At 35.2% G+C, this 25,371-nt stretch carries 25 protein-coding genes and 1 other annotated feature; of the genes, 20 read left to right on the top strand and 5 right to left on the bottom strand.

The window, feature by feature from the left end:
- Positions 1 to 17: 17 nt before the first annotated feature.
- From BCI01S_RS09650 to BCI01S_RS09615, 8 genes are all read left to right on the top strand, one after another.
- Positions 18 to 1,010 carry a thiamine pyrophosphate-dependent dehydrogenase E1 component subunit alpha gene (locus BCI01S_RS09650; protein WP_047941355.1) on the top strand — a complete coding sequence of 331 codons (993 nt, stop codon included), beginning with the start codon at positions 18 to 20 and terminating at the stop codon, positions 1,008 to 1,010.
- Between the two features lie 15 nt (positions 1,011 to 1,025).
- Entirely contained in the window at positions 1,026 to 2,009 is a 984-nt protein-coding gene (locus BCI01S_RS09645) for an alpha-ketoacid dehydrogenase subunit beta (RefSeq protein ID WP_047941108.1), read from the top strand.
- A gap of 25 nt (positions 2,010 to 2,034) precedes the next feature.
- Positions 2,035 to 3,288 (top strand): dihydrolipoamide acetyltransferase family protein, encoded by a 1,254-nt coding sequence (locus tag BCI01S_RS09640; protein WP_061798430.1) that lies wholly within the window; start codon positions 2,035 to 2,037, stop codon positions 3,286 to 3,288.
- A 102-nt stretch (positions 3,289 to 3,390) separates the two neighbouring features.
- Complete coding sequence (locus tag BCI01S_RS09635) at positions 3,391 to 3,831, top strand: BrxA/BrxB family bacilliredoxin (RefSeq protein WP_047941106.1); 441 nt, start codon at positions 3,391 to 3,393, stop codon at positions 3,829 to 3,831.
- 349 nt (positions 3,832 to 4,180) lie between these two features.
- The gene (locus BCI01S_RS09630) at positions 4,181 to 4,966 is read left to right on the top strand and encodes a transporter substrate-binding domain-containing protein (RefSeq protein ID WP_047941105.1); all 786 of its coding nucleotides are present in this window, start codon (positions 4,181 to 4,183) and stop codon (positions 4,964 to 4,966) included.
- Between the two features lie 117 nt (positions 4,967 to 5,083).
- Positions 5,084 to 5,743, top strand: a complete 660-nt coding sequence (locus BCI01S_RS09625) for an amino acid ABC transporter permease (protein ID WP_061798429.1) — start codon at positions 5,084 to 5,086, stop codon at positions 5,741 to 5,743.
- Complete coding sequence (locus tag BCI01S_RS09620) at positions 5,736 to 6,458, top strand: amino acid ABC transporter ATP-binding protein (protein ID WP_047941103.1); 723 nt, start codon at positions 5,736 to 5,738, stop codon at positions 6,456 to 6,458. The genes BCI01S_RS09625 and BCI01S_RS09620 overlap by 8 nt, the downstream gene beginning before the upstream one ends.
- Positions 6,459 to 6,581: 123 nt before the next feature.
- Positions 6,582 to 7,088, top strand: a complete 507-nt coding sequence (locus tag BCI01S_RS09615; RefSeq protein ID WP_061798427.1) for a L,D-transpeptidase — start codon at positions 6,582 to 6,584, stop codon at positions 7,086 to 7,088.
- 51 nt (positions 7,089 to 7,139) lie between these two features.
- Here BCI01S_RS09615 and prli42 read toward each other — a convergent pair whose 3' ends face one another.
- A complete protein-coding gene (gene prli42, locus BCI01S_RS25235; RefSeq protein ID WP_152679997.1) occupies positions 7,140 to 7,241 on the bottom strand; it encodes a stressosome-associated protein Prli42 in 102 nt (33 codons plus the stop codon).
- A 208-nt stretch (positions 7,242 to 7,449) separates the two neighbouring features.
- On the opposite strand from prli42, the gene BCI01S_RS09610 reads away from it, so the two are divergent.
- The 5 genes from BCI01S_RS09610 to BCI01S_RS09590 all read left to right on the top strand — a co-directional run bounded on the left by BCI01S_RS09610 (position 7,450) and on the right by BCI01S_RS09590 (position 12,477).
- Entirely contained in the window at positions 7,450 to 8,571 is a 1,122-nt protein-coding gene (locus BCI01S_RS09610) for a tripeptidase T (protein WP_061798425.1), read from the top strand.
- Between the two features lie 156 nt (positions 8,572 to 8,727).
- On the top strand, positions 8,728 to 9,195 hold the full coding sequence (locus BCI01S_RS09605; RefSeq protein ID WP_047941099.1) for a chemotaxis protein CheW: 468 nt from the start codon (positions 8,728 to 8,730) through the stop codon (positions 9,193 to 9,195).
- 79 nt (positions 9,196 to 9,274) lie between these two features.
- Complete coding sequence (locus BCI01S_RS09600) at positions 9,275 to 10,540, top strand: DNA polymerase IV (protein ID WP_061798423.1); 1,266 nt, start codon at positions 9,275 to 9,277, stop codon at positions 10,538 to 10,540.
- Between the two features lie 142 nt (positions 10,541 to 10,682).
- Complete coding sequence (gene gnd, locus BCI01S_RS09595; protein ID WP_047941097.1) at positions 10,683 to 12,095, top strand: NADP-dependent phosphogluconate dehydrogenase; 1,413 nt, start codon at positions 10,683 to 10,685, stop codon at positions 12,093 to 12,095.
- Positions 12,096 to 12,219: 124 nt separating this feature from the next.
- The gene (locus BCI01S_RS09590) at positions 12,220 to 12,477 is read left to right on the top strand and encodes a hypothetical protein (protein WP_156485414.1); all 258 of its coding nucleotides are present in this window, start codon (positions 12,220 to 12,222) and stop codon (positions 12,475 to 12,477) included.
- Positions 12,478 to 12,522: 45 nt separating this feature from the next.
- Here BCI01S_RS09590 and BCI01S_RS09585 read toward each other — a convergent pair whose 3' ends face one another.
- Positions 12,523 to 13,635 (bottom strand): metallophosphoesterase, encoded by a 1,113-nt coding sequence (locus BCI01S_RS09585; RefSeq protein WP_047941095.1) that lies wholly within the window; start codon positions 13,633 to 13,635, stop codon positions 12,523 to 12,525.
- A gap of 95 nt (positions 13,636 to 13,730) precedes the next feature.
- Positions 13,731 to 15,203 (bottom strand): glucose-6-phosphate dehydrogenase, encoded by a 1,473-nt coding sequence (gene zwf / locus BCI01S_RS09580; protein WP_047941354.1) that lies wholly within the window; start codon positions 15,201 to 15,203, stop codon positions 13,731 to 13,733.
- Between the two features lie 417 nt (positions 15,204 to 15,620).
- Between zwf and rnz the strand changes: the two genes are divergently transcribed.
- On the top strand, positions 15,621 to 16,535 hold the full coding sequence (gene rnz, locus BCI01S_RS09575; RefSeq protein ID WP_047941353.1) for a ribonuclease Z: 915 nt from the start codon (positions 15,621 to 15,623) through the stop codon (positions 16,533 to 16,535).
- A gap of 56 nt (positions 16,536 to 16,591) precedes the next feature.
- Here rnz and proC read toward each other — a convergent pair whose 3' ends face one another.
- Positions 16,592 to 17,428, bottom strand: coding sequence for a pyrroline-5-carboxylate reductase (gene proC / locus BCI01S_RS09570; protein WP_061798418.1), 837 nt, complete (start codon positions 17,426 to 17,428; stop codon positions 16,592 to 16,594).
- Between the two features lie 54 nt (positions 17,429 to 17,482).
- Positions 17,483 to 17,706, bottom strand: a binding site (T-box leader).
- A gap of 126 nt (positions 17,707 to 17,832) precedes the next feature.
- On the opposite strand from proC, the gene BCI01S_RS09565 reads away from it, so the two are divergent.
- Together BCI01S_RS09565 and BCI01S_RS09560 are read left to right on the top strand one after the other, a co-directional pair.
- Positions 17,833 to 18,942, top strand: a complete 1,110-nt coding sequence (locus BCI01S_RS09565) for a DUF1835 domain-containing protein (protein WP_061798416.1) — start codon at positions 17,833 to 17,835, stop codon at positions 18,940 to 18,942.
- 179 nt (positions 18,943 to 19,121) lie between these two features.
- Positions 19,122 to 19,913 carry an SDR family NAD(P)-dependent oxidoreductase gene (locus BCI01S_RS09560; protein ID WP_047941092.1) on the top strand — a complete coding sequence of 264 codons (792 nt, stop codon included), beginning with the start codon at positions 19,122 to 19,124 and terminating at the stop codon, positions 19,911 to 19,913.
- A 6-nt stretch (positions 19,914 to 19,919) separates the two neighbouring features.
- Here BCI01S_RS09560 and BCI01S_RS09555 read toward each other — a convergent pair whose 3' ends face one another.
- Positions 19,920 to 20,114, bottom strand: a complete 195-nt coding sequence (locus BCI01S_RS09555) for a YqzH family protein (RefSeq protein ID WP_061798414.1) — start codon at positions 20,112 to 20,114, stop codon at positions 19,920 to 19,922.
- A gap of 672 nt (positions 20,115 to 20,786) precedes the next feature.
- On the opposite strand from BCI01S_RS09555, the gene BCI01S_RS09550 reads away from it, so the two are divergent.
- The 4 genes from BCI01S_RS09550 (at position 20,787) to BCI01S_RS09535 (ending at position 25,157) form a co-directional block, all read left to right on the top strand.
- Positions 20,787 to 21,248, top strand: a complete 462-nt coding sequence (locus BCI01S_RS09550; RefSeq protein ID WP_061798413.1) for a MarR family transcriptional regulator — start codon at positions 20,787 to 20,789, stop codon at positions 21,246 to 21,248.
- Between the two features lie 20 nt (positions 21,249 to 21,268).
- Positions 21,269 to 22,459: an MFS transporter gene (locus tag BCI01S_RS09545; RefSeq protein WP_082810038.1), complete on the top strand. Its 1,191-nt coding sequence runs from the start codon at positions 21,269 to 21,271 to the stop codon at positions 22,457 to 22,459.
- Between the two features lie 255 nt (positions 22,460 to 22,714).
- Positions 22,715 to 23,227: a peptide-methionine (S)-S-oxide reductase MsrA gene (gene msrA, locus BCI01S_RS09540; protein WP_047941089.1), complete on the top strand. Its 513-nt coding sequence runs from the start codon at positions 22,715 to 22,717 to the stop codon at positions 23,225 to 23,227.
- 217 nt (positions 23,228 to 23,444) lie between these two features.
- Positions 23,445 to 25,157 (top strand): methyl-accepting chemotaxis protein, encoded by a 1,713-nt coding sequence (locus BCI01S_RS09535; RefSeq protein ID WP_061798411.1) that lies wholly within the window; start codon positions 23,445 to 23,447, stop codon positions 25,155 to 25,157.
- Positions 25,158 to 25,371 lie beyond the last annotated feature (214 nt).

Raw genomic sequence — 25,371 nt, 5'->3', positions numbered from 1 at the left:
GAGGTAATAGTATGACAATGGTTCATAATCGCCATTTAGAGGCGGGATTAACGGATGATCAAGTATTAGAAATGTATGAGCAGATGCTCCTCGCACGAAGAATTGATGAAAGAATGTGGTTGTTAAATAGAGCAGGAAAAATTCCTTTTGTTATCTCATGTCAAGGCCAGGAAGCAGCCCAGGTAGGAGCAGCCTTTGCGTTTGACCGGGAAAAGGACTATATGCTGCCATATTATCGTGATCTGGGTGTTGTATTAACCTTTGGAATGACACCGAAGGAAATTATGTTATCAGGCTTTGCGAAAGCAGAAGACCCTAACTCAGGCGGAAGACAAATGCCAGGACATTTTGGTCAGAAGAAAAATAGAATCGTTACAGGTTCATCACCAGTAACGACTCAAGTACCTCATGCAGTGGGAGTTGCTTTAGCTGGGAAGATAGAAAAGAAGGATTTCGTAACCTTTGTCAGCTTTGGAGAGGGTTCTTCTAATCAGGGAGACTTCCATGAAGGGGCCAACTTCGCTGGTGTGCATAAGCTGCCTGTTATTTTTCTTTGTGAAAATAATAAATATGCGATTTCCGTTCCAATTGAAAAGCAATTAGGATGTGCAAATGTTTCTGACCGTGCAATTGGTTATGGCATGCCGGGATACACTGTAGATGGAAACGATCCAATTGAAGTGTATCGAGTGACGAAAGAGGCGGTTGATAGAGCAAGAAGAGGCGAAGGGCCGACTTTAATTGAAACGATTTCTTATCGTTTAACTCCTCATTCTTCTGACGATGACGACAGCAGCTATCGTGCGCGCGAAGAAGTCACAGAGGCTAAAGCAAAAGATCCATTATTCACTTTTAAAGCGTATTTGCTTTCTACAGGAATACTAACAGAAGAAATGGATCAAGAGTTAAATAAGAAATTGGCAGATGTGATCAATGAAGCAACGGATTATGCAGAAAAAGCACCATATGCACAACCAGAAGATACATTGAAATATGTATACGGGAATTAAGGGGGAAACAGAAAGATGCCAGTAATATCCTATATAGATGCAGTAACTCAAGCCATTCGTGAAGAAATGGAGAAGGATGACAAAGTATTTATTCTTGGAGAAGATGTAGGAGTAAAAGGTGGAGTTTTTAAAGCGACAACAGGTCTGTATGATCAATTTGGAGCAGAGCGGGTAATAGATGCGCCTTTAGCGGAGTCGGCGATAGCTGGGGTAGGAATTGGAGCTGCGATGTATGGCTTAAAGCCAATTGCCGAAATGCAATTTGCTGATTTTATAATGCCTGCTGTCAATCAAATTGTTTCAGAAGCAGCAAAAATAAGATATCGATCTAACAATGACTGGACATGTCCAATTGTTATTCGTGCTCCATATGGCGGCGGTATTCATGGTGCGCTTTATCATTCTCAATCTGTAGAAGCTATGTTTGCTAATACACCAGGACTAAAAATTGTTATGCCTTCTACACCATATGATGTTAAAGGGCTGTTAAAAGCTGCAATTCAAGACCCTGATCCGGTATTATTCTTTGAACATAAGCGTGCTTATCGATTAATTAAAGGTTTTGTTCCAGAAGAAGATTATGTGTTACCAATTGGTAAAGCAGATGTAAAGCGTGAGGGCGAAGATATAACAGTCATCACATATGGTTTATGTGTTCATTTTGCCTTGCAGGCTGCTGAAAAGTTAGCAGAGGATGGCATTTCTGCACATATTTTAGATTTGCGTACAGTTTATCCACTCGATAAAGAGGCTATTATTGAAGCCGCTTCTAAGACAGGCAAGGTACTGCTAGTAACAGAGGATAACAAAGAAGGTAGTGTTATTAGTGAAGTTGCAGCAATTATTGCAGAAAACTGTTTATTTGATTTAGATGCACCAATTATGCGTCTAGCGGCTGAAGATGTTCCGGCAATGCCATATGCACCAACAATGGAAAAATTCTTCTTGGTAACACCAGAAAAAGTCGAAACAGAAATGCGCAAGCTCGCAGAATTCTAAGTCGTACAACAAGGAGGGAAAAACAATGCCGATTGAAAAGATAACAATGCCTAAATTAGGTGAAAGTGTAACAGAAGGAACGATTAGTAATTGGATTGTTGCTGTAGGGGATGCCGTAAATAAATACGATCCTCTTGCAGAAGTAATGACCGATAAAGTAAATGCAGAAATTCCATCTTCTTTTTCGGGAACCATTAAAGAACTTCTTGCAGAAGAGGGGCAGACACTTGAAGTAGGGGAAGTAATTTGTACCATTGAAGTAGAAGGGGACAATACGCAGGTAGAGAAAGAAGCAAAAGCAGAATCGAAAGAAAAAACTGAAGCCCCCCTAACTGAAGCTGCTTCAAGTCAAAAAGCTAGATATTCGCCAGCTGTTTTACGTCTTTCTCAAGAAGCGGGAATTGACTTAACGCTTTTAGATGGAACAGGTGCAGGTGGAAGAATTACTAGAAAAGATGTTCAAAAAGCAATACAAGAAGGAGTTCCCCAAGTTCAAACAGAAGCAAAAGGCTATGTTAATGGAACAGTTAATCATACTCCTCAACGAGAAACAATTGTACATAATGTGCCAGCAAGTGCAGGGGATAAGGAGTTTCCAATTACGGGATTAAGAAAAGCAATTGCTAATAATATGGTAAAGAGTAAACATGAGATTCCTCATGCTTGGACAATGATTGAAGTCGACGTTACTAAACTGGTTCAATATAGAAATAAAGTGAAAGACTCCTTTAAGAAAGAAGAAGGCTATAACTTAACATTCTTTGCTTTCTTTGTTAAGGCAGTTGCTCGTGCATTAAAAGAATTTCCGCAAATTAATTCGAGTTGGGCAGGCGATAAAATTATCCAGAAAAAAGAGATTAATATCTCCATTGCCGTTGCAACAGAAGATGCACTGTTTGTCCCAGTCATCAAAAATGCGGATGAAAAGTCGATAAAAGGAATTGCCAGAGAGATAATAGAACTTGCAAATAAAGCGAGAACAGGCAAGCTTACAGTTGATGAAATGCAAGGCGGCACATTTACTGTCAATAATACCGGATCATTTGGCTCCATTCAGTCAATGGGAATTATTAATCATCCTCAAGCAGCGATTCTTCAAGTGGAATCAATTGTGAAGAGACCAGTTATTAAAGATAATATGATTGCCATCTCTGATATGGTGAATTTATGTATGTCTCTCGATCACCGTGTATTAGATGGTCTTGTATGTGGAAGATTCCTACAGAGAATCAAGGAAATATTAGAGACAACGTCAGAGGAAACAACGCCAATTTATTAAAGAGTGTAATGAATAAAGAAGTTTTGCAAACAAATAAATTGAAAATGAATACTTTTTTTATAATAATGTAAAAAGAAGATATTTCATAAAAGGAGCGAAACGATGAACATTGATTTTAATTTATTCATGAATGATGTTGTCCGTCAAGCACGCCAAGAAATAGTAGAGGCTGGTTACGAAGAACTTACAACAAAAGAAGCTGTAGATGAAGCTTTATCCAAAAAAGGCACCACTTTAGTGATGGTTAATTCTGTATGTGGATGTGCAGGTGGAATTGCAAGACCAGCTGCAGGTTACTCCTTACATTATAAAAAAAGACCAGATCAATTAGTAACTGTATTTGCAGGACAAGATAAAGAAGCAACAGAACAAGCACGTTCTTATTTTACAGGTTTTCCTCCTTCCTCTCCGTCTTTTGCATTAATGAAAGACGGCGAACTAGTTAAGATGGTAGAACGCCATGAAATCGAAGGACATGATCCTATGCAAGTGGTAGAAAAACTACAAAATGCATTTGAAGAATATTGCACAGAAGTAAAATAAGCTTGCATGCACCCTGAAAGTTAAAGTGAAATTTGACTTAAGGGGTGTTTTTTTTATGGAAATAGAGGTTGTCAAATGATTTTACAGCAAGAAAAAAAGAGATTCAAACCTATATTAGATAAAGTTTTCGTCCTAATTTATCTAATGCAACCTTTTGTTTGAAAATTTTATTTTTTCAGAATAGTATTTCATTTGATGAATTTGTATAAATTGTATTGAATAATTATTAGTATGTGTTAAAATTCATATTGTTGCATGAATATAAATTAAAAGACTATCTTATAATTTGCGACAAACTACTAATATTAATAGAGAATAAAAGCATAAGGAACTATAGGGGGATTTTAAGATGAAAAAATTATTAGCATTAATGCTGTTGTCTATAGTAGTCATTTTAAGTGCATGTGGTACTTCTACTGATGAAAAAGGTGCAAACAGCGGAAGCGGATCAGCTGATAAAAAAGTACTAGTGATGGGAACATCAGCGGATTATGCACCATTTGAATATATTGATACTGCAAAAAGTGATGAGATTATTGGTTTTGATATTGATTTAGCCAAAGCATTAAGCGAAAAGTTAGGTTACCAAATCCAAGTGAAGGATATGGATTTTAGCGGATTAATTTCTGCTTTACAATCTGGCAAAGTAGATTTAGTATTATCCGGTATGTCTCCAACACCGGAAAGAGCAGAAAATGTTGACTTCAGCGATATATATTTCACAGCAAAAGACTTAGTTGTAACGACAAAAGATAGCAATATTAAAACTGTTCAAGATTTAGATGGTAAAAAGGTTGGAGTACAACTAGGATCTATTCAAGAAGATGCAGCAAAAGAAATCGCTAAAACAGTAAAAGTTACAGTAGAGAACCGTGACCGTATTCCTCAATTAATTCAAGAAATTAAAGCAGGTCGTTTTGATGCAGCAATTATTGAGGATGTTGTTGCAAAAGGTTATTTAAATAAAGAGGATACATTAACATCTTTCCCAGCGAAGGAAGCAAATGAAGACGCTGGTTCGGCTATTGCATTTCCAAAAGGCAGCGACTTAACAGAAAAGTTCAATGCTGAATTAAAGAAAATGAAAGACAGCGGCGAAATTGATAAGTTAGTTGTAAAATGGTTTGGTAACTAAGATAAGGTAATTGCGGGGGATAGTTTAGGGCAGAATATGCCCTAAACATTTTCTTGTTTTTTAAGCTATATAATAGATAAAAACACCTCCGTTTTTTTAGAAAGGATTGAGATAGTAATGGGCTTAGATTTCCAACAATTTATTCCCTCTCTCCCATATTTGTTAAAGGGAATCACTGTGACTTTGCAAATTGTTGTGGTGGCTGGAATAATTGGTTTTGTATTAGGAATTATACTTTCGATATTTAAACTTAGTAAGCTGCCAGTCCTTAGCTGGATTGCTGCTATTTATACATCAGTTTTTAGAGGAACGCCCCTTGTTCTGCAATTAATGATTATTTATTTTGGGGTACCGCAATTAACTGGTATCCAAATTGAGCCAGCTGTTGCAGCCATTCTTTCCTTTGGCTTAAATTCAGCTGCTTATATTTCGGAAATTATTCGCGCTGGAATTTTAGCAGTAGATCGTGGCCAGAAAGAAGCTGCTATGGCGCTTGGTGTTTCCCCTAGGCAAGCGATGTTCGATTTAATTTTGCCCCAGGCTTTAAAGAACATTTTTCCAGCATTAATCAATGAAGCTGTTTCCTTAACAAAAGAGTCAGCGGTTGTTACTGTTATTGGTGTAACAGATATTATGCGTAGAGCCTATATAATGGGCGGAGAAAAATATGCATACTTGGAGCCGATGATTCTTGCCGGTCTTATTTATTACGTTCTAGTAATGATACTGACAACATTGGCAAAAGTAGTTGAAAGGAGAATGAGAAGAAGTGATTAATGTTGAAAATCTGCATAAATCCTATGGCTCGCTTCACGTTTTAAAAGGGATAAATACACAAGTAGAAAAAGGCGAAGTAGTGACGATTATCGGTCCTTCTGGGTCAGGAAAGTCTACATTTCTGCGCTGTATTAACTTACTTGAAGTACCTACCAAAGGAAAAGTAATAATTGATGGTACGGATATTACAGATAAAAATACAAATATAAAAAAAATAAGAGAAAACGTTGGGATGGTATTTCAACATTTTCATCTTTTCCCACACAAAACGGTTTTGCAAAACGTGACATATGCACCGATCAAAGTAAAGGGACTAAACAAGAGCGAAGCGGAAAAAATGGGGCAGGAGCTTCTAGCTAAAGTTGGTCTTGCTGATAAAGCGAATGTATATCCTAGCCGTTTATCAGGCGGACAAAAGCAAAGAGTGGCAATCGCACGTGCCCTTGCGATGAATCCAGAAGTAATCCTATTTGATGAACCAACGTCAGCATTGGATCCTGAAATGGTGAAAGAAGTGCTTGAGGTAATGAAGTCACTTGCAAACACCGGAATTACCATGCTTATTGTGACACATGAAATGGGCTTTGCCAGAGAAGCGGCAAATAGAGTTCTATTCCTAGATGGTGGAGTTGTAGTGGAAGATGCTCCACCAGCTGAGTTCTTTACCAATCCTAAAACAGACCGCGCCAAAGAGTTTTTGGAGAAAATGCTATAAAAATGTTAAACAGGTTTCTTAGTCGATAAGATCAAGAAACCTGTTTTTTTGATAAAAGAACTTTCTATTCCGTATAAAAATACAATAATCACACAAACTAAGAAAAAAAGAGAGTGTGATTGGATGTTAAAACTAGTTTTGTCTATTCTCTTAACAATTTCCCCCGTTTGGCCATTAGGGATAAATCCATTGCCAGGAGATCCTTTTCTCATTATTAATAAAAAAACGAATCAATTAACCTTGATAGATGAAAATCGAGTGCAGACAACGATAAGTGTTTCGACCGGTAAAAAAGAAGATTTAACGCCAGAGGGTTTATTTACGATAACAGTTAAAGCCGCAAATCCCTATTATCGAAAAAAAGATATTGTGGGGGGAGATGAGAATAATCCATTAGGGACAAGATGGATTGGTTTTGATGCAAATAACACAGATGGAAGAATGTACGGAATTCATGGAACAAACAATCCAGGAAGTATCGGGAAATACGTGTCACAAGGCTGTGTCCGTATGCAAAATGAGGCAATAGAATCTATTTATGATTTCATTCCTTTAGGAACAAAAGTGTTGATTACCAATTCAGATAAAGGTTTTCAAGAGCTAGCAAAGGAATATGGGGCCATTGAATAAAAGCGAAGAAGTTTTATCCTTCTTCGCTTTCTTATGGAAAATAAGCTTAAATTAAAATAACATTCCAATTCCAATCAACAGGGTAGATGCAAGCATAACAAAGATCATTAAATATACAACAATCTTTTGTAATCTATTTTTCTTTTTCTTCATAGTATCCTCCATGTCTTAACCATTCTTATTGTCTATTTTACTAAGAATAGCAGAATGGTACAACTATAAATAGATGGAATATTTGCTTGAGGAAACTTTTCTATTTTTATAAGAAGAAAAATGAGATTTCCCCCTCGTGAATTTTATTTGATGTTCTTTTTTTATAGGCGTATACTAATAATGTCACTAATTTTTGGAGGAACGAAAAATGATCAATCAAGAACGTTTATTAAATCAGTTTTTAGAACTGGTACAAATTGATTCGGAAACAAAATATGAAAAAGAAATCAGCATTGTACTAAAAAAGAAATTTGAAGAATTAGGCTTAGAAGTGATAGAGGATGATACTACAGCTATAACTGGTCATGGTGCAGGAAATTTAATTTGTACACTTCCAGCAACGAAAGAGAACGTGGATCCTATTTACTTTACCTCTCATATGGATACAGTAGTTCCAGGAGTTGGCGTAAAGCCATCCATTAAAGATGGATACATAGTAACAGATGGCACAACAATACTTGGCGCAGATGATAAAACTGGTTTATCCGTTATGCTTGAAATACTTACAGTAATCAAAGAAAATAATATTTCTCATGGAACGATTCAATTTATCATTACAGTTGGTGAAGAATCTGGATTATTAGGCGCAAAAGCACTTGATCCAAAATTAATCCAAGCGAAATATGGTTATGCATTAGATAGTGATGGGAAGGTAGGAAATATCGTTGTGGCAGCACCGACACAAGCAAAAATTAAAGCAACGATTCTAGGAAAAACGGCTCATGCTGGTGTGGCACCTGAAAAAGGAGTTTCCGCTATTACTATTGCATCAAAAGCGATTGCAAAAATGCCTTTAGGTCGTATCGATAAAGAAACAACGGCTAATATTGGCAGTTTTGCTGGTGGAAAACAAACAAATATCGTGTGTGATCATGTAGATATCCTTGCAGAAGCACGTTCATTAGTAGAAGATAAAATGCTTGCACAAGTAGCGAAAATGAAGGAAGCGTTTGAATCGGCAGCTAGTGAAATGGGCGGACAAGCAATTGTCGAAGTGGATGTTATGTATCCAGGCTTTAAATTTGGCGAAGGTGACCATGTTGTAGAAGTAGCGAAAAAAGCGGCTGCAAAAATTGGCAGAAGCTGTGAACTGCAACAAAGCGGTGGTGGAAGTGATGCCAACGTTATCTGTGGTTTTGGTATCCCAACAGTTAACTTAGCGGTAGGCTATGAAGAGATTCATACAACAAATGAAAAAATGCCGATCGAAGAATTAAATAAATTGGCTGAAATGGTACTTGCTATTATAGAAGAAGTAACTGGTCAATAATTATATGACGGAGTCGGGGTGCTTCCTTTAGGGAGGCACTCTTTTTAGTATAAATCAAACAAATGTTTCTATTTTTACTTGCATTTATCTAGAAAACAGAGGAAAATATTGTATAGGTAAATACTACTGTAAAAATAGAATCTTGGGGGAATATAAATGGAAGAAAAGAAGGTTGTTATATTTAAAGTAGCAAATGGAGAATATTCCGTAGATGTTTCTTATGTCATATCGATTGAAAAGGAAGAGCAGATTACTCCTGTTCCTCAATTGCCATCCTTTGTAAGAGGAATAAGAAAAGTAAGAGATGAGCTTATCCCTGTCATTGATTTGCAGATGGTTTTATATAATCAAAAAACAGAAGAAAATGAAAATAATAAATTAATTGTTGCGCGAACAGAAGATATCTCGTTTGCGATGATTGTAAATGATGCAAAAGAAATTCTTGATATAAAAGACGAAGTAATAAAAGAAGTCGGCATTTCTGCTTATCAGAAAACAGAATATATAACAGGTGTTCTTAATTTAGAAAATCGCTTGGTGTTAATGCTTGATCCAACTATTTTATTAGAAACACTTGAAGGTGTAAAAGAAATTAAAGACTATATGAAAAATCAGCCTGCGTAAGCAGTAAGATTTCTGCTAAAAGCAGAGGAATAAGAATAGAAGTGACTATAAATGATCATAAAGAATTGGTGAAAGCAAAATGAAAGAATTTTATCCGAAAAAGGGACGAGTTATTTTACATGTAGATATGAATAGTTTTTATGCATCTGTTGAAATGGCTTATGATCCACAGTTAAAGGGGAAGCCATTGGCAATTGCGGGAAATGAAAAAGAACGCAGAGGTATTATTGTCACTTGCAGCTATGAAGCAAGAAAATTTGGCGTAAAAACAACCATGCCTTTATGGGAAGCGAAGAAAAAATGTCCGGATTTAATTGTTTTGCCTCCAAATTTTGATCGTTATCGAACAGCATCTCTTGCAATGTTTCAAATTCTTCATGAATTTTCCGATATTGTCGAGCCTGTTTCCATTGATGAAGGATATGTAGATATTACACATTGCCATGAGTTAGGAACACCGATATATATTGCAAGAACGATTCAGAAACGAATTTTTGAACGGTTAGACTTACCATGCAGTATCGGGATTGCCCCTAATAAATTTCTTGCCAAAACAGCTTCAGATTTAAAAAAGCCGATGGGAATCACGGTTTTAAGAAAGCGGGATATTCCTAAAGTACTTTGGCCGATGCAAGTAGAAGAAATGCATGGTATAGGAAAAAAAACAGGGGGAAAACTAAGAGCAATTGGCATAGAAACCATTAAAGATTTAGCGATGGCTCAGTCTATTCCACTCAAAGCAACACTTGGCATCAATGGAATTCGCTTAAAGGAGAAAGCCAACGGAGAAGATAATCGGCCAGTAGATCCAGAAGCTGCCAATGAATTTAAAAGTATTGGCAATTCGACAACATTGCCGCGCGATGTCAAGAATCAGCAGGAATTATTTCAAGTATTGGCCTCCCTAGCGAATAAAGTGGCTACAAGAATGAAAAGAAAACATGTACATGCTAATCATTTATCTGTAACCATTCGCTATGGAAACAGAAAAAACTATTCCAAGAGCAAAAAATTAGCAAATCCAATAAAATCAGAGGAAGAGATACTTCAGATAAGCAAAGAGATTTTTACGACAGCATGGGATGGAAATCCTGTTCGTTTATTAGGTATAACAGCAGGAGATTTAATCGACAATAATATTGTAGTAAAACAACTTGATCTCTTTTCCTTTGAAAAAGAAGCAGCGAAAGAACCATTATGGACAGCAATAGATAAGCTGAAAGAAAAATATGGCGCTTCTATTATTGAGCCAGCATCAGAAAGAAATAATATTTCAAAAAAAGAAGAAGACATTGGTACCAAAACTAGTTTCAATAAAGATTTTTTGCAAGGAAAGAAATTTTAGTTAAGTTATATGTGACGAAAAAAATTTTTTGAAATAATCAAGAAAAGTAGTTGCATTTTAGTTGCATAACTTAAAAAATCTTGCTAAAGTTAAGTGAATTCTACTATAAGGATACATAGTTTAGAAGGGACGTTAGGAAAAAATGACAAAACAGCAATTTGGTGTAATCGGTTTAGCGGTTATGGGTAAAAACCTTGCTATGAATATCGAAAGCAGAGGCTATACTGTTTCCGTTTTCAACCGTTCAAAAGAAAAAACAGAAGAAATGCTTAAAGAATCAGAAGGCAAGAATATTGTTGGAACATATACATTAGAAGAATTTGTACAATCTTTAGAAGTTCCACGTAAAATCATGTTAATGGTTAAAGCTGGTCCAGCTACAGACGCAACAATCGAGCAATTAAAACCTTTATTAGATAAAGGCGATATTGTCATCGATGGCGGTAACACATTCTTTAAAGATACACAAAGACGTAATAAAGAGCTTAGTGAACTTGGTATTCACTTCATCGGTACAGGTGTTTCTGGCGGTGAAGAAGGAGCATTAAAAGGACCTTCTATTATGCCTGGTGGCCAAAAAGAAGCATACGAATTAGTTGCTCCAATTTTCCGAGATATTTCTGCAAAAGTTAACGATGAGCCTTGTACTACTTATATCGGTCCAGATGGTGCCGGTCACTATGTAAAAATGGTGCATAATGGAATCGAATATGGAGATATGCAATTAATCTGTGAAGCATACTTCATCATGAAGCATGTATTAGGCTTAGAAGCACAAGAACTTCATGAAGTATTTGCAGAGTGGAATAAAGGGGAGCTAGACAGTTACCTAATTGAAATCACTGCAGATATCTTTACAAAAGTTGACGAAGAAACTGGTAAACCTTTAGTAGATCTAATCTTAGATACTGCTGGTCAAAAAGGAACTGGTAAATGGACAAGCCAAAGTGCTCTAGACTTAGGTGTACCACTTCCAATGATTACAGAATCCGTATTTGCTCGTTTCATTTCTGCAATGAAAGACGAACGCGTAAAAGCAAGCAAAGTACTTTCAGGCCCAGAAATTAAACCTTTCACAGGAGATAAAGCAGCATTTATCGAATCTGTACGTAAAGCTCTATACTTGAGCAAAATTGTTTCTTATGCCCAAGGTTTTGCGCAAATGAGAGAAGCATCTGAAGAATACGATTGGAACTTAAACTATGGCGAAATCGCTATGATTTTCCGCGGTGGTTGTATTATTCGTGCTCAATTCTTACAAAAAATTAAAGATGCATATGATCGTGATCCAGAATTGAAGAACCTTCTATTGGATCCATATTTCAGTGAAATCACTGAAAACTACCAATCAGCATTACGTGAAGTAATCTCTGGTGCTGTCTTAAACGGTATTCCTGTACCAAGCTTTGCAGCCGCATTATCATACTTTGATAGCTACCGTACTGCAACTTTACCAGCAAATTTACTACAAGCGCAGCGTGACTACTTCGGTGCTCACACATATGAGCGTCTTGATAAAGAAGGAATCTTCCATACGAACTGGATGGAAAAATAAGAATGGCGATAAAAAGCACACTACGATTTTATATGTAGTGTGCTTTTTTTTGAAGGAGAAGATGGAGTTTGAATGAACACCAAAAATAAGAGAGTGCAGAGGAAAAGTGGTGTTCACAAGATGGATGAAAGCCAAAAATAAGAGAAGGAGGAAGAAAAGAGGTGTTCATAAGTTGAATGAAAACCTCAATGAAGAGAGAAAAGCAGAAAAAAGGCGTTCATCAGCCAGTTTAGAACCAACCAAAAAAGAAAAAGGCAGTAAAGTGACCTTCATACATAAATTTTACGTATCCAAAGAGTTTAAACAACTACAAAATCTACAAACAAATTACAACGAGAAGGCAAAAAAATATGCTGCTATAACAAGCAGCACATTTATCTAGCAAACTATTTTTTTACAAAAGTAAATAACTTAAAAGTAAAGCAATTTACCCTTTGAATGTTATTTCAATATAAACAATTTCCGATCTGCTGCCAATTCTAATGGGCGGTCCCCAGAATCCAAATCCAGAGGAAACAATTGCATGAAGCTGCTTCTTTTTCTTGTAGCCCCAATCTAATTCAAAAACTCGTTTGGTAATTAAATGGTTTGGTGCCATTTGACCACGATGTGTATGACCGGATAGAATAACATCAATCCCATCATTCATTGCTGCTTCCAGTTCATCTGGCTGGTGATCCATCATCATAATTGGTAGATGGTTACTTTCACTCTCAAGAAGGCTAGGAATGGAAAGTCTCTTTTGGTCCGTTTTATCTTTACGACCGATTAATCGAATGGTTTCATCAATAGTTACTTTTTCATCCATTAAGATGCGAATACCGATTCGGTTCATTTCTTCTAGAAAGGTTGGAATCATTTTGCCGTAATATTCATGATTACCTAATACCCCATAAATGCCTAAAGGAGCTTGTAATACCTTTAATTGCTCTCCCATATTCTTTTTCAAAAAAGGAATAGGATCATCATCAATGATATCTCCAGGCAGTAAGATTAAATCTGGTTGTAAGCCGTTTATTTTTGTTACGAGACGGTTTAGATGACTTTTACCTGATAAAGTGCCAAAGTGCATATCAGAAGCCATAGCAATCCTCAGAGAGTCTCTTTTCGCTTGTTTTTTAGCTACTGCGAGTTTATAAGTTCTAATCACAGGAGAGTAAGCGTTAAATGTTCCGTAAATAAGTAAAAATAGAAGAATTGCTGCAGCAGCGCTTCCTACTATTTTGGTGGCATCTTCAGACGGAATAAATTGGTTTAATATAAGCCATCCTAAATTAGCTAGTGGGAACAGTAAGATACCATATTCAAAAATGGCAAGCCAATACGCGCCAAGTATTTTAAATATGGTAATGGACTTAAGGAAATGGCTGATAATATATGCATAGGAGAAAAGAATAACTGCTCCAATATATATGGATGGATAGGTTAATAGTTTGAAGGAATCAAGCCATGCATAACCATTCCATCCTAAGTAGAAGACGAGTAAATTATATAAAAGGAATACGAGAATGACAGTTAGGATTAATTTGATTTTTTTCATGAGAAACTCCTTAGATTGAAATCATAATTTAGGGAAAGAAAAAACGTGAATACAATAAGATTCACGTTTTTTTAGACAGTCACTTGAAGGGTGAGTTAGCAAACATCTACTTCAAATTGATTAACTGGCCACCAGAAGAAACCATCTTTTTCTAATAATTCATCTGCTTCTTTTGGTCCCATTGTACCAGAAGCATAATTAGGGAATTGAGTAGCAGGTGTTTGTTCCCATGCTTGGGAAATTTTATCCACATAGCTCCAAGATAATGCCACTTCATCCCAATGAGTAAAGTTAGTAGCGTCTCCATGCAAGCTATCGTCAATTAGCTTTTCATATGCTTCTGGCGTATTGATTCCTGCAATACCAGTATTAGCATAGCTTAGCTTGATTGGTGTTGCTTCCATATTCTGTCCTGCTTTTTTAGCGTTTAAATGTAAAGTAATTCCTTCTTCAGGCTGAATATGAATAACAAGAAGATTTGGTGTAATTTCTTGATTTGGACGATTATATAAATTCATTGGAATATCTTTAAATTGTACCACTATTTTTGTTGATTTACTTTCTAATCTTTTACCAGTACGGATATAGAATGGAACACCAGCCCAACGGAAGTTATCAATCATTACTTTCCCAGCGACAAAAGTTTCTGTGTTGGAGTTAGGGTCTACCATTTGTTCTTCGCGGTAGCTCGGTACCTCAACATCTTCCACAAGTCCTTTTCCATATTGTCCTCTTACAAAGTATTTATCAACTTCATCTACTTCAACAGAACGCATAGCACGGAAAACTTTCACTTTTTCTGAGCGAATCTCATCTGGTGTAAGTTTAATTGGAGGTTCCATTGCAAGTAGTGCAACCATTTGCAGCATATGGTTTTGGACCATATCACGAAGTGCCCCGCTTGTTTCATAATATCTTCCACGTTCTTCCACGCCTAATACTTCACTTGAAGTAATCTGAATGTTACTGATATAGCGGTTATTCCATAGATTTTCAAAAATTGCATTGGAAAAACGGATTGTTTCGATATTTTGAACCATCGCTTTTCCTAAATAGTGGTCAATTCGATATACTTCATCTTCAGAAAAGGCAGTACGAATTTGTTCATTTAGTTCTTTGGCTGATTCTAAATCATGACCAAATGGTTTTTCGATAATTAGACGTTTGTACCCTTTTACTTCTGTTAGTCCATCCTGCTTTAAATGAATCGCGATAGGACCAAAGAATTCAGGTGCCATTGCTAAGTAGAATACACGATTACCATTTAAACTATGTTTTACATCTAATTCATCAGCAATGTTTTTTAGCTCTACATAAGAACTTGAATCTGTAACATCATGTGAATGATAGCAGAAATAAGAAGCGAATGTCTCAAGATCATCATTTTTAGAACTTGCAATTGCTTCAGAAACAGAATTAACAACATTTTGCTTAAACTGTTCTTGTGTTAATGTTCTTCTCCCAACGCCTACAACCGCAAAATTTGCTAATTTTCCTTTTTTATACAATCGATAAAGAGAGGGGAAAAGTTTTCTATTGGCTAAATCTCCTGTTGCCCCGAAGATCATAATAAGTGCATTTGATGTTTGTTTTTCATTCACTTTCTTGTACCTCATTTCATTTATATATGTATGAAAATTATTAAATTGCTGTTTTACAAAGGTGCATTTTCTCTTAAATAATACATGTACCTATACAGTTATAAAATTTTATCTTTTTCTTAAGGAGATAGCAACAAATTTGTTTGTAATTTTTGCAAATATTTTTACTATTTGTATTTACAGCAGAAATTTTTCATTCATCCAACATGATATTACAATATATTAGCAAAAGTTACTAGTTAAAAGATTTAGGGATTTGGATAAACAGGCATTAGTAAAGTATACTTAATTCATCTATTCTAATTTAGTATTTAATGATACGCTTTTATTTATACAGTGGATTTCATGACAGGAAGAAAACGAAAGGGGATTAGCAAGCTTATTATGAAGTTGCAATTTTTAGGAACAGGTGCAGGTATTCCGGCAAAATCAAGAAATGTAACAGCGATTGCTTTAAAGCTTTTAGAAGAGAAGGGGAGTATTTGGCTGTTTGATTGCGGAGAAGCAACGCAGCACCAGATTTTACATACCAATATTAAACCAAGAAGAATTGATAAAATTTTTATTACCCATTTGCATGGAGACCATCTATATGGTTTACCAGGTTTTCTCTCCAGTCGATCTTTCCAAGGAGGAGAGACACCACTAACGATATATGGACCGAAAGGAATTAAGGAATATGTACAGATCAGCCTTGCTGTCAGCAAAACTTTTTTAAAGTATGCGCTAAATATTATAGAAATCGATGAAGGTATTATTTTGGAAGAACATGATTTTATCGTAGAAGCAAAAATACTTGAGCATGGTGTTACAAGTTATGGCTATCGGATTATAGAAAAGGATCGACCTGGAAAATTAGATACAGCTAAATTAAAACAATATGGAATAATGCCTGGCCCTATTTATAAAAAAATTAAAGAGGGAGAAGACCTCATCCTTGATGACGGTACTGTCATAGGCAGCAAAACCTTTCTTGGCCCGAATATTAAAGGGAGAATTGTCACTATTTTAGGAGATACTAGAACTTGTGCTTCTGCTGAGGTTTTGGCAAAAGAGGCAAAAATATTGGTTCATGAAGCAACCTTCTCGGAAAAAGAAAGTTCCATAGCAACGGAATACTATCATTCTACAACGGTACAAGCTGCAAAAACAGCTAAAAGGGCAAATGTAGACTGTCTCATTCTTACACATATTAGTGCTAGATATGATCAAGCATTAACAGAACAATTGTTGCAGGAAGCGAGAGCCATCTTTCCCAATACATATATGGCAGAAGATTTTTCAGAATACGAGATATAAGCTAAAAAGGATGTTGTCAAAAAAGCACACAACATCCTTTTTATTTTTAAATAACGTTATTTAGACAGTTTAAGTTCTTCTGTAAGTGCTTTTCCCATCCTTTTTGATTGGGCCGCTGCCTCTTCCATACACGAAATGAAAGCCTTCTGAACATCATATTGCTCAAGAATGTTTATTCCTGCTTCTGTTGTGCCACCAGGACTAGTTACATTCTTGCGGAGCTCAAGAGCACTCTTGGAGGACGATGCGATCATTTCTGCTGCGCCGAGGATTGTCTGCACTATCAACTCATTAGCTACTTCCCGATTTAGTCCAATTTTTACAGCTCCTTTTTCCATCGCTTCCACTAAATAATAGATATAAGCTGGGCCGCTACCAGAAAGACCGGTTACAGCATCTAATTGTTCTTCATGAACAAATGTAACGAATCCAACTGTTTCAAACATGTCAAGGACGAAAGTTTTTTGTGGTTCTTCTACAAAGGAGTTGAAGGCAATACCTGTTGCTGATTTCCCGACTGTTGCCGAAGTATTGGGCATAGCACGCGCAATGGGAACTTCCAGTCCGATCAGCCGTTGCAGACTGTCCATATTTACGCCAGCAAGAACAGAAATGAGCAGTGTTTCTTTTGTGATATAATTTTTCCATTGTACAGTAGCTTCTTTTACATCTTTCGGTTTCATTGCGAGAATAATGGCATCAGCTTCTCCAACTAATTTTTTTAAATCGAAAGAGTAGTCAACACCATAGCGATTTTGTAGTTCAATTAGTCTTTCTACATTCCCTCGGTTTGTGACGGTAATTTCTGTACTCTCCTGCAATTTACTAGAAACAATCCCAGAAATTAACGCTTCGCTCATAGAACCAGCACCAATAATAGCAATTTTCTTCATTTTTATTCCTCCTATAAAATCGTTGTATGGAAATAAGAAAACCTCTCGTCATAATGAAAGGACGAAAGGTTTTTTCCGTGGTACCACCTTAGTTCAATTATAATCTGCACATGCGCGTGATTATACAACTCTTTTCCGGTAACGACGGTTGACGTTTAGGTTTGCCTAACTACTCCTAAGTAGGTTCAATGAAATGAATCTTGATGAAGTTTTGCAGCCATAGAACTTCACTCTCTAGCAAGCCATTATCATTTACTAATCTTAATCATCGCATTACTATGATAAATTTATTTGATTATGCAAGAAGAAAGGCTTGTCTGTCAATAGAAAAAAAGAGTAGTGGGAAAATTAGTTCATTGATTGTATAATTAAATTTAGAATTTTACAAAAAAGGGAGATTCGTAATGGAGAGTAGAATAAATGGTTCTTATCTATATTTCTTGATAGATGATAATCTCATCTATTGCTACAAAATAGAGTCATACACATACATTACATTAGATGACATAAAAAAAACTAAGCATTCTGCTCTTTATAAAATTAAAAATAGACAAGAATTTCAAAACTTTGAACATGAAAATAGTGAAGCAGTGCAAGGTCTTGGATTATTTTTGGATGAAGAAAGTTTAAAAGAAATAGTTATGTGCGTCAACAAAGCGATAAAAAAACAACAGAAGAGAAAAAACGTGAAACACAAAAAAGCTATTCATCTTGTCGCATCCCAATATATTGCAGGTAGATTAGCTGTTAATCTTCAAGAGAATGTCGAAGTGATCGGCTTAGATGGATCCTTTATGTTTGGACCATTACGTCAACTGGATGTACATAATGGTCAAAAGGAACGGTCTGAATGGATTTATGATAATATTAATCGAGAATTCGAGGAGAAAAATCCATACATAACTGCACTACAGAATAAAATGAATAGTTTAGATGACATTGATGATAAAAGACAAGTATATATATGGTATGGGAATAACATCGAAGAACAGCTAGCATTAAGATTTTTCATGTTTATATTTAAAAAAAGATCAAATCCTCTTTATCTTATCGATACAGCAGAAGTCCTTAAAAAAATTGCACCAAATGAAAAGTCAATGATTCATACAGCAGAAATAAAAAACGAATTATTACAATCTATATTAGACCATATTGATAGCAGCTATATGGTAACAACTAATCAAAGAGAAGGATTAGCAACTGAGTGGCAATCGATAGCCAATGCTGATGAACTTTTAAGGATATGGGAAAACCAAGCGATTGTATCGGTGGATTTGGATTATTTTGATCAAACGATTGTAGAAGTACTGAAACGAATGAGTGAAAAGGAAAAATTAGATTATATCAAGACTAGTCAGCTTATTTGGAGAACGATAGAGGAAGAGCATCTTTATATGGATCCCGATTTTCTTGAATATCGGATTCGTCACCTTGTTTATTCAGGGGTGTTTAAGATGAAAGGAATTCCTAAGAATATGAGACGTTATTTTGTTTGTTTACAAAAAGAAGAGTGAAGTCTATGTTGTTATTTTGAACCTTCTATGTGAAAATGAGAAAGGAATCTTGTCTTTATTAAGGCTAAGAAAGAGAAAAGTAGGTTTTAATCGATATAATATATCAATATAATGATGATTATTTAGGAAATAAGTAAATGGGCATTTTTACATCATGCATGTGCTTTTTGAGGTGGATAATGAAGGGATTAAATGGAAAGAACATTGTAATTACAGGTGCATCATCTGGCATAGGAGAAAAAATTGCTATAAAAGCTGCTCGTTTGGGGGCTCGTCCCATCCTTCTTGCTCGTTCAGAAGATAAGCTCGCTGCTATTTGCAAGAAAATAAATAATCAGTTTCCCGGACAAGCTATTTATTTTACTTTAGATGTAAGCAATCCGGAGCAAGTAAAGGAAGTCTTTGCTAAGATATATCAAGAGGTTGATTTTATTGATATTTTGCTCAATAATGCAGGATTTGGCATCTTTGATATGGTTCATGAAGCAAAGATGGAAGACGTTAATCGAATGTTTCAAGTAAATGTAATGGGGCTTATCGCTTGTACCAAAGAGGTATTGCCTTCGATGCTGCAAAATAATGGCGGGCATATCATTAATGTCGCCTCCCAGGCAGGGAAACTCGCTACAGCCAAATCAAGTGCCTATGCTGCGAGTAAACATGCTGTTCTAGGATTTACAAATAGTCTCCGACTGGAAGTAGCCAATTCAAATATAAAAATCTCTGCTGTAAATCCAGGACCAATCGAGACAAATTTTTTTCATACAGCTGACAAAACGGGGAATTATGTGAAGAATGTGCAGAAATTTATGCTTTCAGCTGATACAGTCGCTGAAAAAATAATAAAATTAATGCTACATCCAAAACGTGAGTTAAATTTACCTTTGTGGATGAATTGGGGAAGTGTTCTTTATAATCTATTTCCGGGAATTGCAGATAAGCTCGTTGGCGGGATTCTAAATAAAAAATAGAATTAGCTAAAGTGTATTCGTAATGTAACTATAAACAACATCTTGAACTAGATCATAAAGTTCATGGGCAGGATGTTGTTTTTTTAAAGCGATGATGTGGACTACTAATCGTTCATATTCATGGAGAGGGAGTGAATTGGGTTCCATATGATATTGTTTAAGTGATTTCTGAATCATTTTTTTTATGAGTAATGTATTCATCTTATCTTTCCTTATTAAAGAGTAGTTTTTCTTTTAATAATAAAAAGTGAAAAAATCAGATTATCCGTATAAACACTGAATGTACTAATACCTTTCAAGGAAAAAGTCATTCATATAACTACTATTTTATTACTTTGGGACGAATCTTGATATGTTGAAATAATCTAGAAAAGGAAAAATCCTTCCATTGTGAAAATTAAATACGGAATAGATAGGCACTTTAAAACAAAGTGTCTATTTTTATGTTTTAGAAGATTGGCGTGTGATTTAAGGAAAATACAAATGAATCAACTCTTTGGGATAAGTATTAGAAGAAAAACGATTAGAATCTGGAGTATCACAAAATAAGCTATCAGTTCACGATAGAGTTATCAGTGAAATTCAGACAGGAAAAGTAACTCGTTCTGATTCCTGAAATGGAAAAAAGCCTATATATCGGCTTATAAAAGTGAAGCATTCCTATGACATTTGAAAACGACGATGAGCAATCTATCAAATATCAAATACGGTTTATTACTGAAAGATACCGACATAAAAAGCGTTTGGAAATCCGGGTAAAATATTAACCAGTTAATTATTTTTTATGAAATATGTATTTTATATTGACTGTGATAAAATCTTAATATAAACTACAAATGGTTAACTGGTTAATGAAAATACGAGGTGAAATAAATGGACAAAAGCACAGAAGCACTAGAGGCTTTAGAACAATTCATCAAGGAAAGAGAAGCTGTTGATAAACTAAGAAAACAGATGAAAATAAGCCAAGAAGAATCAATTATATCGGATTGGACACTGACCCAATTACACATCGTGGCAACTATTAAAGAAAGTGGAAGAGCAAATAATACTACATTATCTGAAAGTTTAAATGTATCTAAACCCGCGATTACAAAAGCTGTCAGGAAATTATTAGAGCATCATATCTTAGAAAAGGTACAAGATGAAGATAACAAAAAAGAAATTTACTACTTGCTAACAAAATCAGGCGAAATGCTTGCTCTTATCCATGCACAACTACATAAGCAGGCAAGGGAACGTTATTTGCGTATTTTGAATGAATTTAAACCAGCTGAATTAGAGATCATTATTCGCTTTTTAAATGCTATAACGGAAAGTATAAAGTCTCAATAAGTCTAAAAAGGAGAATATGTATGTCTCGAAAAATGTCTCAAACGAAAATGTTATCTTTATATTTGTTGAGTATTAGTAGTTTTTTCGTTTCTTTAAATCAAAATATTTATACACCGGTGATTCCGCTTATTCGAGATTCCTTTAATGTTTCTATCAGCTGGGTGAATTTCACTGTTAGTAGTTTTATTTTTATCATAGCACTGATTCAAATTATTTTAGGGACTATGATAGATACGAAAAATCAAAAACGTTTAATAATACTTAGTTTTATTTTCATTGCTATTTCAACGATTGCCTGTTCGTTTGTAACCAATTTTATACTCTTTATGATTTTTCGGATGGTTCAAGCAATCGGTGCAGGGAGTGTCCCTTTAGTGGCAATAAATATGATTTCACACTTATTTGAAGGGGAGAAAAGAGGGAGTGCCATGGGTACGTATCAAATATTGCTCACCCTTGCTCCCGCAGTTGCCCCAATATTAGGAGGAATATTAGGAGAACATTTTGGTTATCAAGGGATTTTCCTATTTCTTTTTATTGTTGCGATCGTCTTGCTGCTGTTTATTATATGTACACTTCCTGATAGTGGTGAAAAAGTATATAGTCAGAGAATATCACCAAACTTTATTCAAACCTATCGGGCTATCTTTTCCAACCAAGTAGGTTTTATAACGATAACAGTAAGTTTTTTTATCTTTTTTATTTACTTCGCTATTATCGTATTTTTACCGATACTACTCAACGACCATTATCATATATCCTTGCAAAATATCGGGTTATTATATTTACCTTTAACAGTAAGTATGATTTTAGGGAGTATGCTCTTTAAAAAAGTGCAGATAAGAATATCGTGGAGAAAACTGTTTATGTTTGTTCTTTTTTTGATGCCTCTGCTCATTATAATTTTTGGTTTACTTCATACGAAATCAATCCTAGGGTTAAGTATTCTATTATTTATGTATGGGATAACAGTAGGGTTTGCTTCTCCCTTATTTTCAACGGTTATAAGTAATGAATATAATGAAAACCGTGGTGCAGCTTTAGGTTTGTTTAACTTCATTCGTTATTCTGGTATGGCAGTTGGAGGCATGTTTATTGGATTAAGTCGCATACTACCAAGCTCTTACATCTTTATCTTTTTAGGTGTGTTACTACTTCATCTTTCTCTATTTCAATATTCAAGTTTAAAAAAGACTTGGAAACAAAGATAGCCTAAACACTATAAACAGTCCATTTAAGTTAGATTAGCGTTTTTTCTGTAGTGAATGGTTCTTTAAATTATAAAGGAAGAGGTTAAATGAAGCATTGTTAGATGTAGTATGACGATAGTGATTTCTCTTTCTTAAGTATAAAAAAATAGTATCTTTGTTCAAAGTATTATATACTAATTTTTATCGAATAAAAGGATTATCACTAATTTTTGATAAAATAAACGATAAGGCCAAACCTATAGGGAGATGAGATAAATGGAAAAAGCAACTTTTGCAGGTGGATGTTTCTGGTGTATGGTATCCCCATTTGAAGAACAGCCAGGTATTGGCGGCATTGTTTCAGGTTATAGCGGGGGGCATGTAGAAAACCCAACTTATGAACAGGTGAAAACAGGAACGACAGGACATTTTGAAGTAGTGGAAATCACTTTTGATCCTGAAATCTTTCCCTATGAACGTTTATTAGAGTTATATTGGCAGCAAATTGATCCGACAGATCCAGATGGTCAATTCCATGATCGCGGGCCACAGTATCGAACAGCGATTTTTTATCATAATGATAAGCAAAAAGAACTTGCAGAGAAATCAAAACAAGCTATGGCAGCAAGCGGAAAATTTAAAAAGCCAATTGTTACATTAATTGAACCAGCTGCCATCTTCTATCCAGCAGAAGACTATCATCAAGATTACCATAAGAAGAATAAGCAGCATTATAAAGAGGATAGAGAAAAGTCAGGAAGAGATGTATTTATCAAAGAACACTGGTAAAAAAAGAAAAAAGCGAATTTTGCTAGGAAAACTATCTTTAATGATAGATGTAGCAAAATTCGCTTTTTTGTATTTTATTCAAGCCTTTTGTACTATATTTTTTCCTAATAATCCTAAACAGTTTCGCCCTTCGAAGTTTTTTGTTTTTTAAGCTAAAGTATCGTCGATATATGTCGATATGATATAAGGATTAGATCAATGAAAAGAGGTAGCTTTAATGAAATTTTTACAAAATATCAATATTTCTAAAAAAATATTGATTATCATTATGTTTAGTACTATTGGACTAGTGCTGATCGGATTATTTGGAATATATGGTATAAAGGAGATGGCGAAAAGTTCTAAAGAAATGTATGAAGAAAATTTAATACCTAATACTTACATAGCAAAGATCCAAAACTATCGCCGCACAAACGACAGCTTAGTTATAGAGCTAATGATAACAGAGGATAAAAAGAGAAATGAAGAGTTATTAGAGACTATTAAAAGGAATTCGGAAGAATCGGATAAATATGTCAAAAAGTTAGATGCTATTTCGCTTTCCAAAAAAGAAGCGGATGAATATAAAATTTTTAAAGATGCCTATACAGGCTTTAGTAGTATTCAAGATGAAGTGATATCATTAGCAAACAATAATTTTAATGACTCAGCCTATAATCTTTATACGAAAAACCTTGAATCGAAGAGAAATATTATTAACAGTCAATTGGATGAACTCCAAACAGCAAATGAGGAAAATGCAGAACAGATATCAAATGAAAATAACAAGTATTATAAGACAATGCTATATATTTCTTGGGGAGTTATATTTGTTGCTGTAATACTTGCTGTATTATTAGGTCTCTATATATCCGCAATGATTGTCAACCCAATTAAACGTCTACAGGCTTTAATGGAAAGAGGAGGACAAGGAGATTTCTCTGCAAGATCAAGTTATCAGGCGAAGGATGAAGTAGGTTCTTTATCTGATAGTTATAATAGGATGGCGGATGGAATGAAGGGGCTTATTCAAATGTTATCGGAAACGTCCCATCATCTCGCTTCATCATCGGAACAATTGAGCTCCAGTTCAGAAGAAAGCAGTAAAGCAAGTGAACATATTTCAGAAACAATCCAGCAGCTTGCAGAAGGTTCTGAAACCCAAATGAGATTGATGGAATCAAGTACAGCTGGCATCCGTAATGTAAATGAAACGACTGGCCATATAACAGTGCGTGCAAAAAAAGTGGCTGAAACAGCAGAGCAGACAGCGGATGTATCGCTTGAAGGTGCAAAACGTATTTCAGAAGTAACGACACAAATGAAATCCATTAATAATAATGTGGTGACACTTGCTGAATCAATAGCTACATTAGAAACTAGAATAAATCAAATAGGAGATATTACTATGGTAATATCGGACATTTCTTCCCAAACCAATCTACTAGCATTAAATGCAGCTATCGAAGCGGCAAGAGCTGGGGAACAAGGAAAAGGTTTTGCTGTTGTAGCGGATGAGGTAAGGAAATTAGCGGAACAAACAGCAGGATCGGCTGAGCAAATTACTAATCTTATCAGCCAAATACAAATTGATTCTAAGAATACTTCTTTATCGATGACAACTGCTGCAAATGATGTAGATACAGGATTAACAATTGTTCAGGATGCAGGAGAATCATTCCATAGAATCGAACAATCTGTGCAAGAACTAGTTATATTAGTAGAGGAAGTAAGTCAATCGCTTGATCAATTAAAAGAACATACTAATACGATTAATGGTTCGATTTTGGAAGTGAATTCAATGGCAAGTGAAGCAGCAGCTAGTACAGAAAACGTATCTGCTGCAACCGAAGAGCAGGTTGCATCGATGCAAGAAATAGCAGCTTCTTCTACATCATTAGCACAATTAGCTTCTGATTTACAAGATAAGATAAAGCAATTTAAAATATAAAATTTCATAGAGAATTGCTTAAAATGTATGGCAGTTCATTTCATTTAGTATACGAATAGAGTATACAACAAATATAACCTCAAACCCTTATACGGAAATGGTAGTCAAAATTTCGTATAACGGTTCGGGGTTTTTATTCAAAAGAAATGAAAGAATGATAGATTTAGAATTTGATCTAAGAGGTTATAACAAAAACTTTTTTATGGGTTCAAAG

The organism is Niallia circulans NBRC 13626 (assembly GCF_001591585.1).
Taxonomy (GTDB): Bacteria; Bacillota; Bacilli; order Bacillales; family Cytobacillaceae; genus Niallia; species Niallia circulans.
This window is presented reverse-complemented; position numbering and strand designations above follow the sequence as displayed.

Coding starts and splice junctions, on each gene's coding strand:
- BCI01S_RS09650 (WP_047941355.1), top strand. CDS start 18: ATGGTTCATAATCGCCATTTAGAGGCGGGATTAACGGATGATCAAGTA.
- BCI01S_RS09645 (WP_047941108.1), top strand. CDS start 1,026: ATGCCAGTAATATCCTATATAGATGCAGTAACTCAAGCCATTCGTGAA.
- BCI01S_RS09640 (WP_061798430.1), top strand. CDS start 2,035: ATGCCGATTGAAAAGATAACAATGCCTAAATTAGGTGAAAGTGTAACA.
- BCI01S_RS09635 (WP_047941106.1), top strand. CDS start 3,391: ATGAACATTGATTTTAATTTATTCATGAATGATGTTGTCCGTCAAGCA.
- BCI01S_RS09630 (WP_047941105.1), top strand. CDS start 4,181: ATGAAAAAATTATTAGCATTAATGCTGTTGTCTATAGTAGTCATTTTA.
- BCI01S_RS09625 (WP_061798429.1), top strand. CDS start 5,084: ATGGGCTTAGATTTCCAACAATTTATTCCCTCTCTCCCATATTTGTTA.
- BCI01S_RS09615 (WP_061798427.1), top strand. CDS start 6,582: ATGTTAAAACTAGTTTTGTCTATTCTCTTAACAATTTCCCCCGTTTGG.
- prli42 (WP_152679997.1), bottom strand. CDS start 7,241: ATGAAGAAAAAGAAAAATAGATTACAAAAGATTGTTGTATATTTAATG.
- BCI01S_RS09610 (WP_061798425.1), top strand. CDS start 7,450: ATGATCAATCAAGAACGTTTATTAAATCAGTTTTTAGAACTGGTACAA.
- BCI01S_RS09605 (WP_047941099.1), top strand. CDS start 8,728: ATGGAAGAAAAGAAGGTTGTTATATTTAAAGTAGCAAATGGAGAATAT.
- BCI01S_RS09600 (WP_061798423.1), top strand. CDS start 9,275: ATGAAAGAATTTTATCCGAAAAAGGGACGAGTTATTTTACATGTAGAT.
- gnd (WP_047941097.1), top strand. CDS start 10,683: ATGACAAAACAGCAATTTGGTGTAATCGGTTTAGCGGTTATGGGTAAA.
- BCI01S_RS09590 (WP_156485414.1), top strand. CDS start 12,220: ATGAAAGCCAAAAATAAGAGAAGGAGGAAGAAAAGAGGTGTTCATAAG.
- BCI01S_RS09585 (WP_047941095.1), bottom strand. CDS start 13,635: ATGAAAAAAATCAAATTAATCCTAACTGTCATTCTCGTATTCCTTTTA.
- zwf (WP_047941354.1), bottom strand. CDS start 15,203: ATGATCTTCGGGGCAACAGGAGATTTAGCCAATAGAAAACTTTTCCCC.
- rnz (WP_047941353.1), top strand. CDS start 15,621: ATGAAGTTGCAATTTTTAGGAACAGGTGCAGGTATTCCGGCAAAATCA.
- proC (WP_061798418.1), bottom strand. CDS start 17,428: ATGAAGAAAATTGCTATTATTGGTGCTGGTTCTATGAGCGAAGCGTTA.
- BCI01S_RS09565 (WP_061798416.1), top strand. CDS start 17,833: ATGGAGAGTAGAATAAATGGTTCTTATCTATATTTCTTGATAGATGAT.
- BCI01S_RS09560 (WP_047941092.1), top strand. CDS start 19,122: ATGAAGGGATTAAATGGAAAGAACATTGTAATTACAGGTGCATCATCT.
- BCI01S_RS09555 (WP_061798414.1), bottom strand. CDS start 20,114: ATGAATACATTACTCATAAAAAAAATGATTCAGAAATCACTTAAACAA.
- BCI01S_RS09550 (WP_061798413.1), top strand. CDS start 20,787: ATGGACAAAAGCACAGAAGCACTAGAGGCTTTAGAACAATTCATCAAG.
- BCI01S_RS09545 (WP_082810038.1), top strand. CDS start 21,269: ATGTCTCGAAAAATGTCTCAAACGAAAATGTTATCTTTATATTTGTTG.
- msrA (WP_047941089.1), top strand. CDS start 22,715: ATGGAAAAAGCAACTTTTGCAGGTGGATGTTTCTGGTGTATGGTATCC.
- BCI01S_RS09535 (WP_061798411.1), top strand. CDS start 23,445: ATGAAATTTTTACAAAATATCAATATTTCTAAAAAAATATTGATTATC.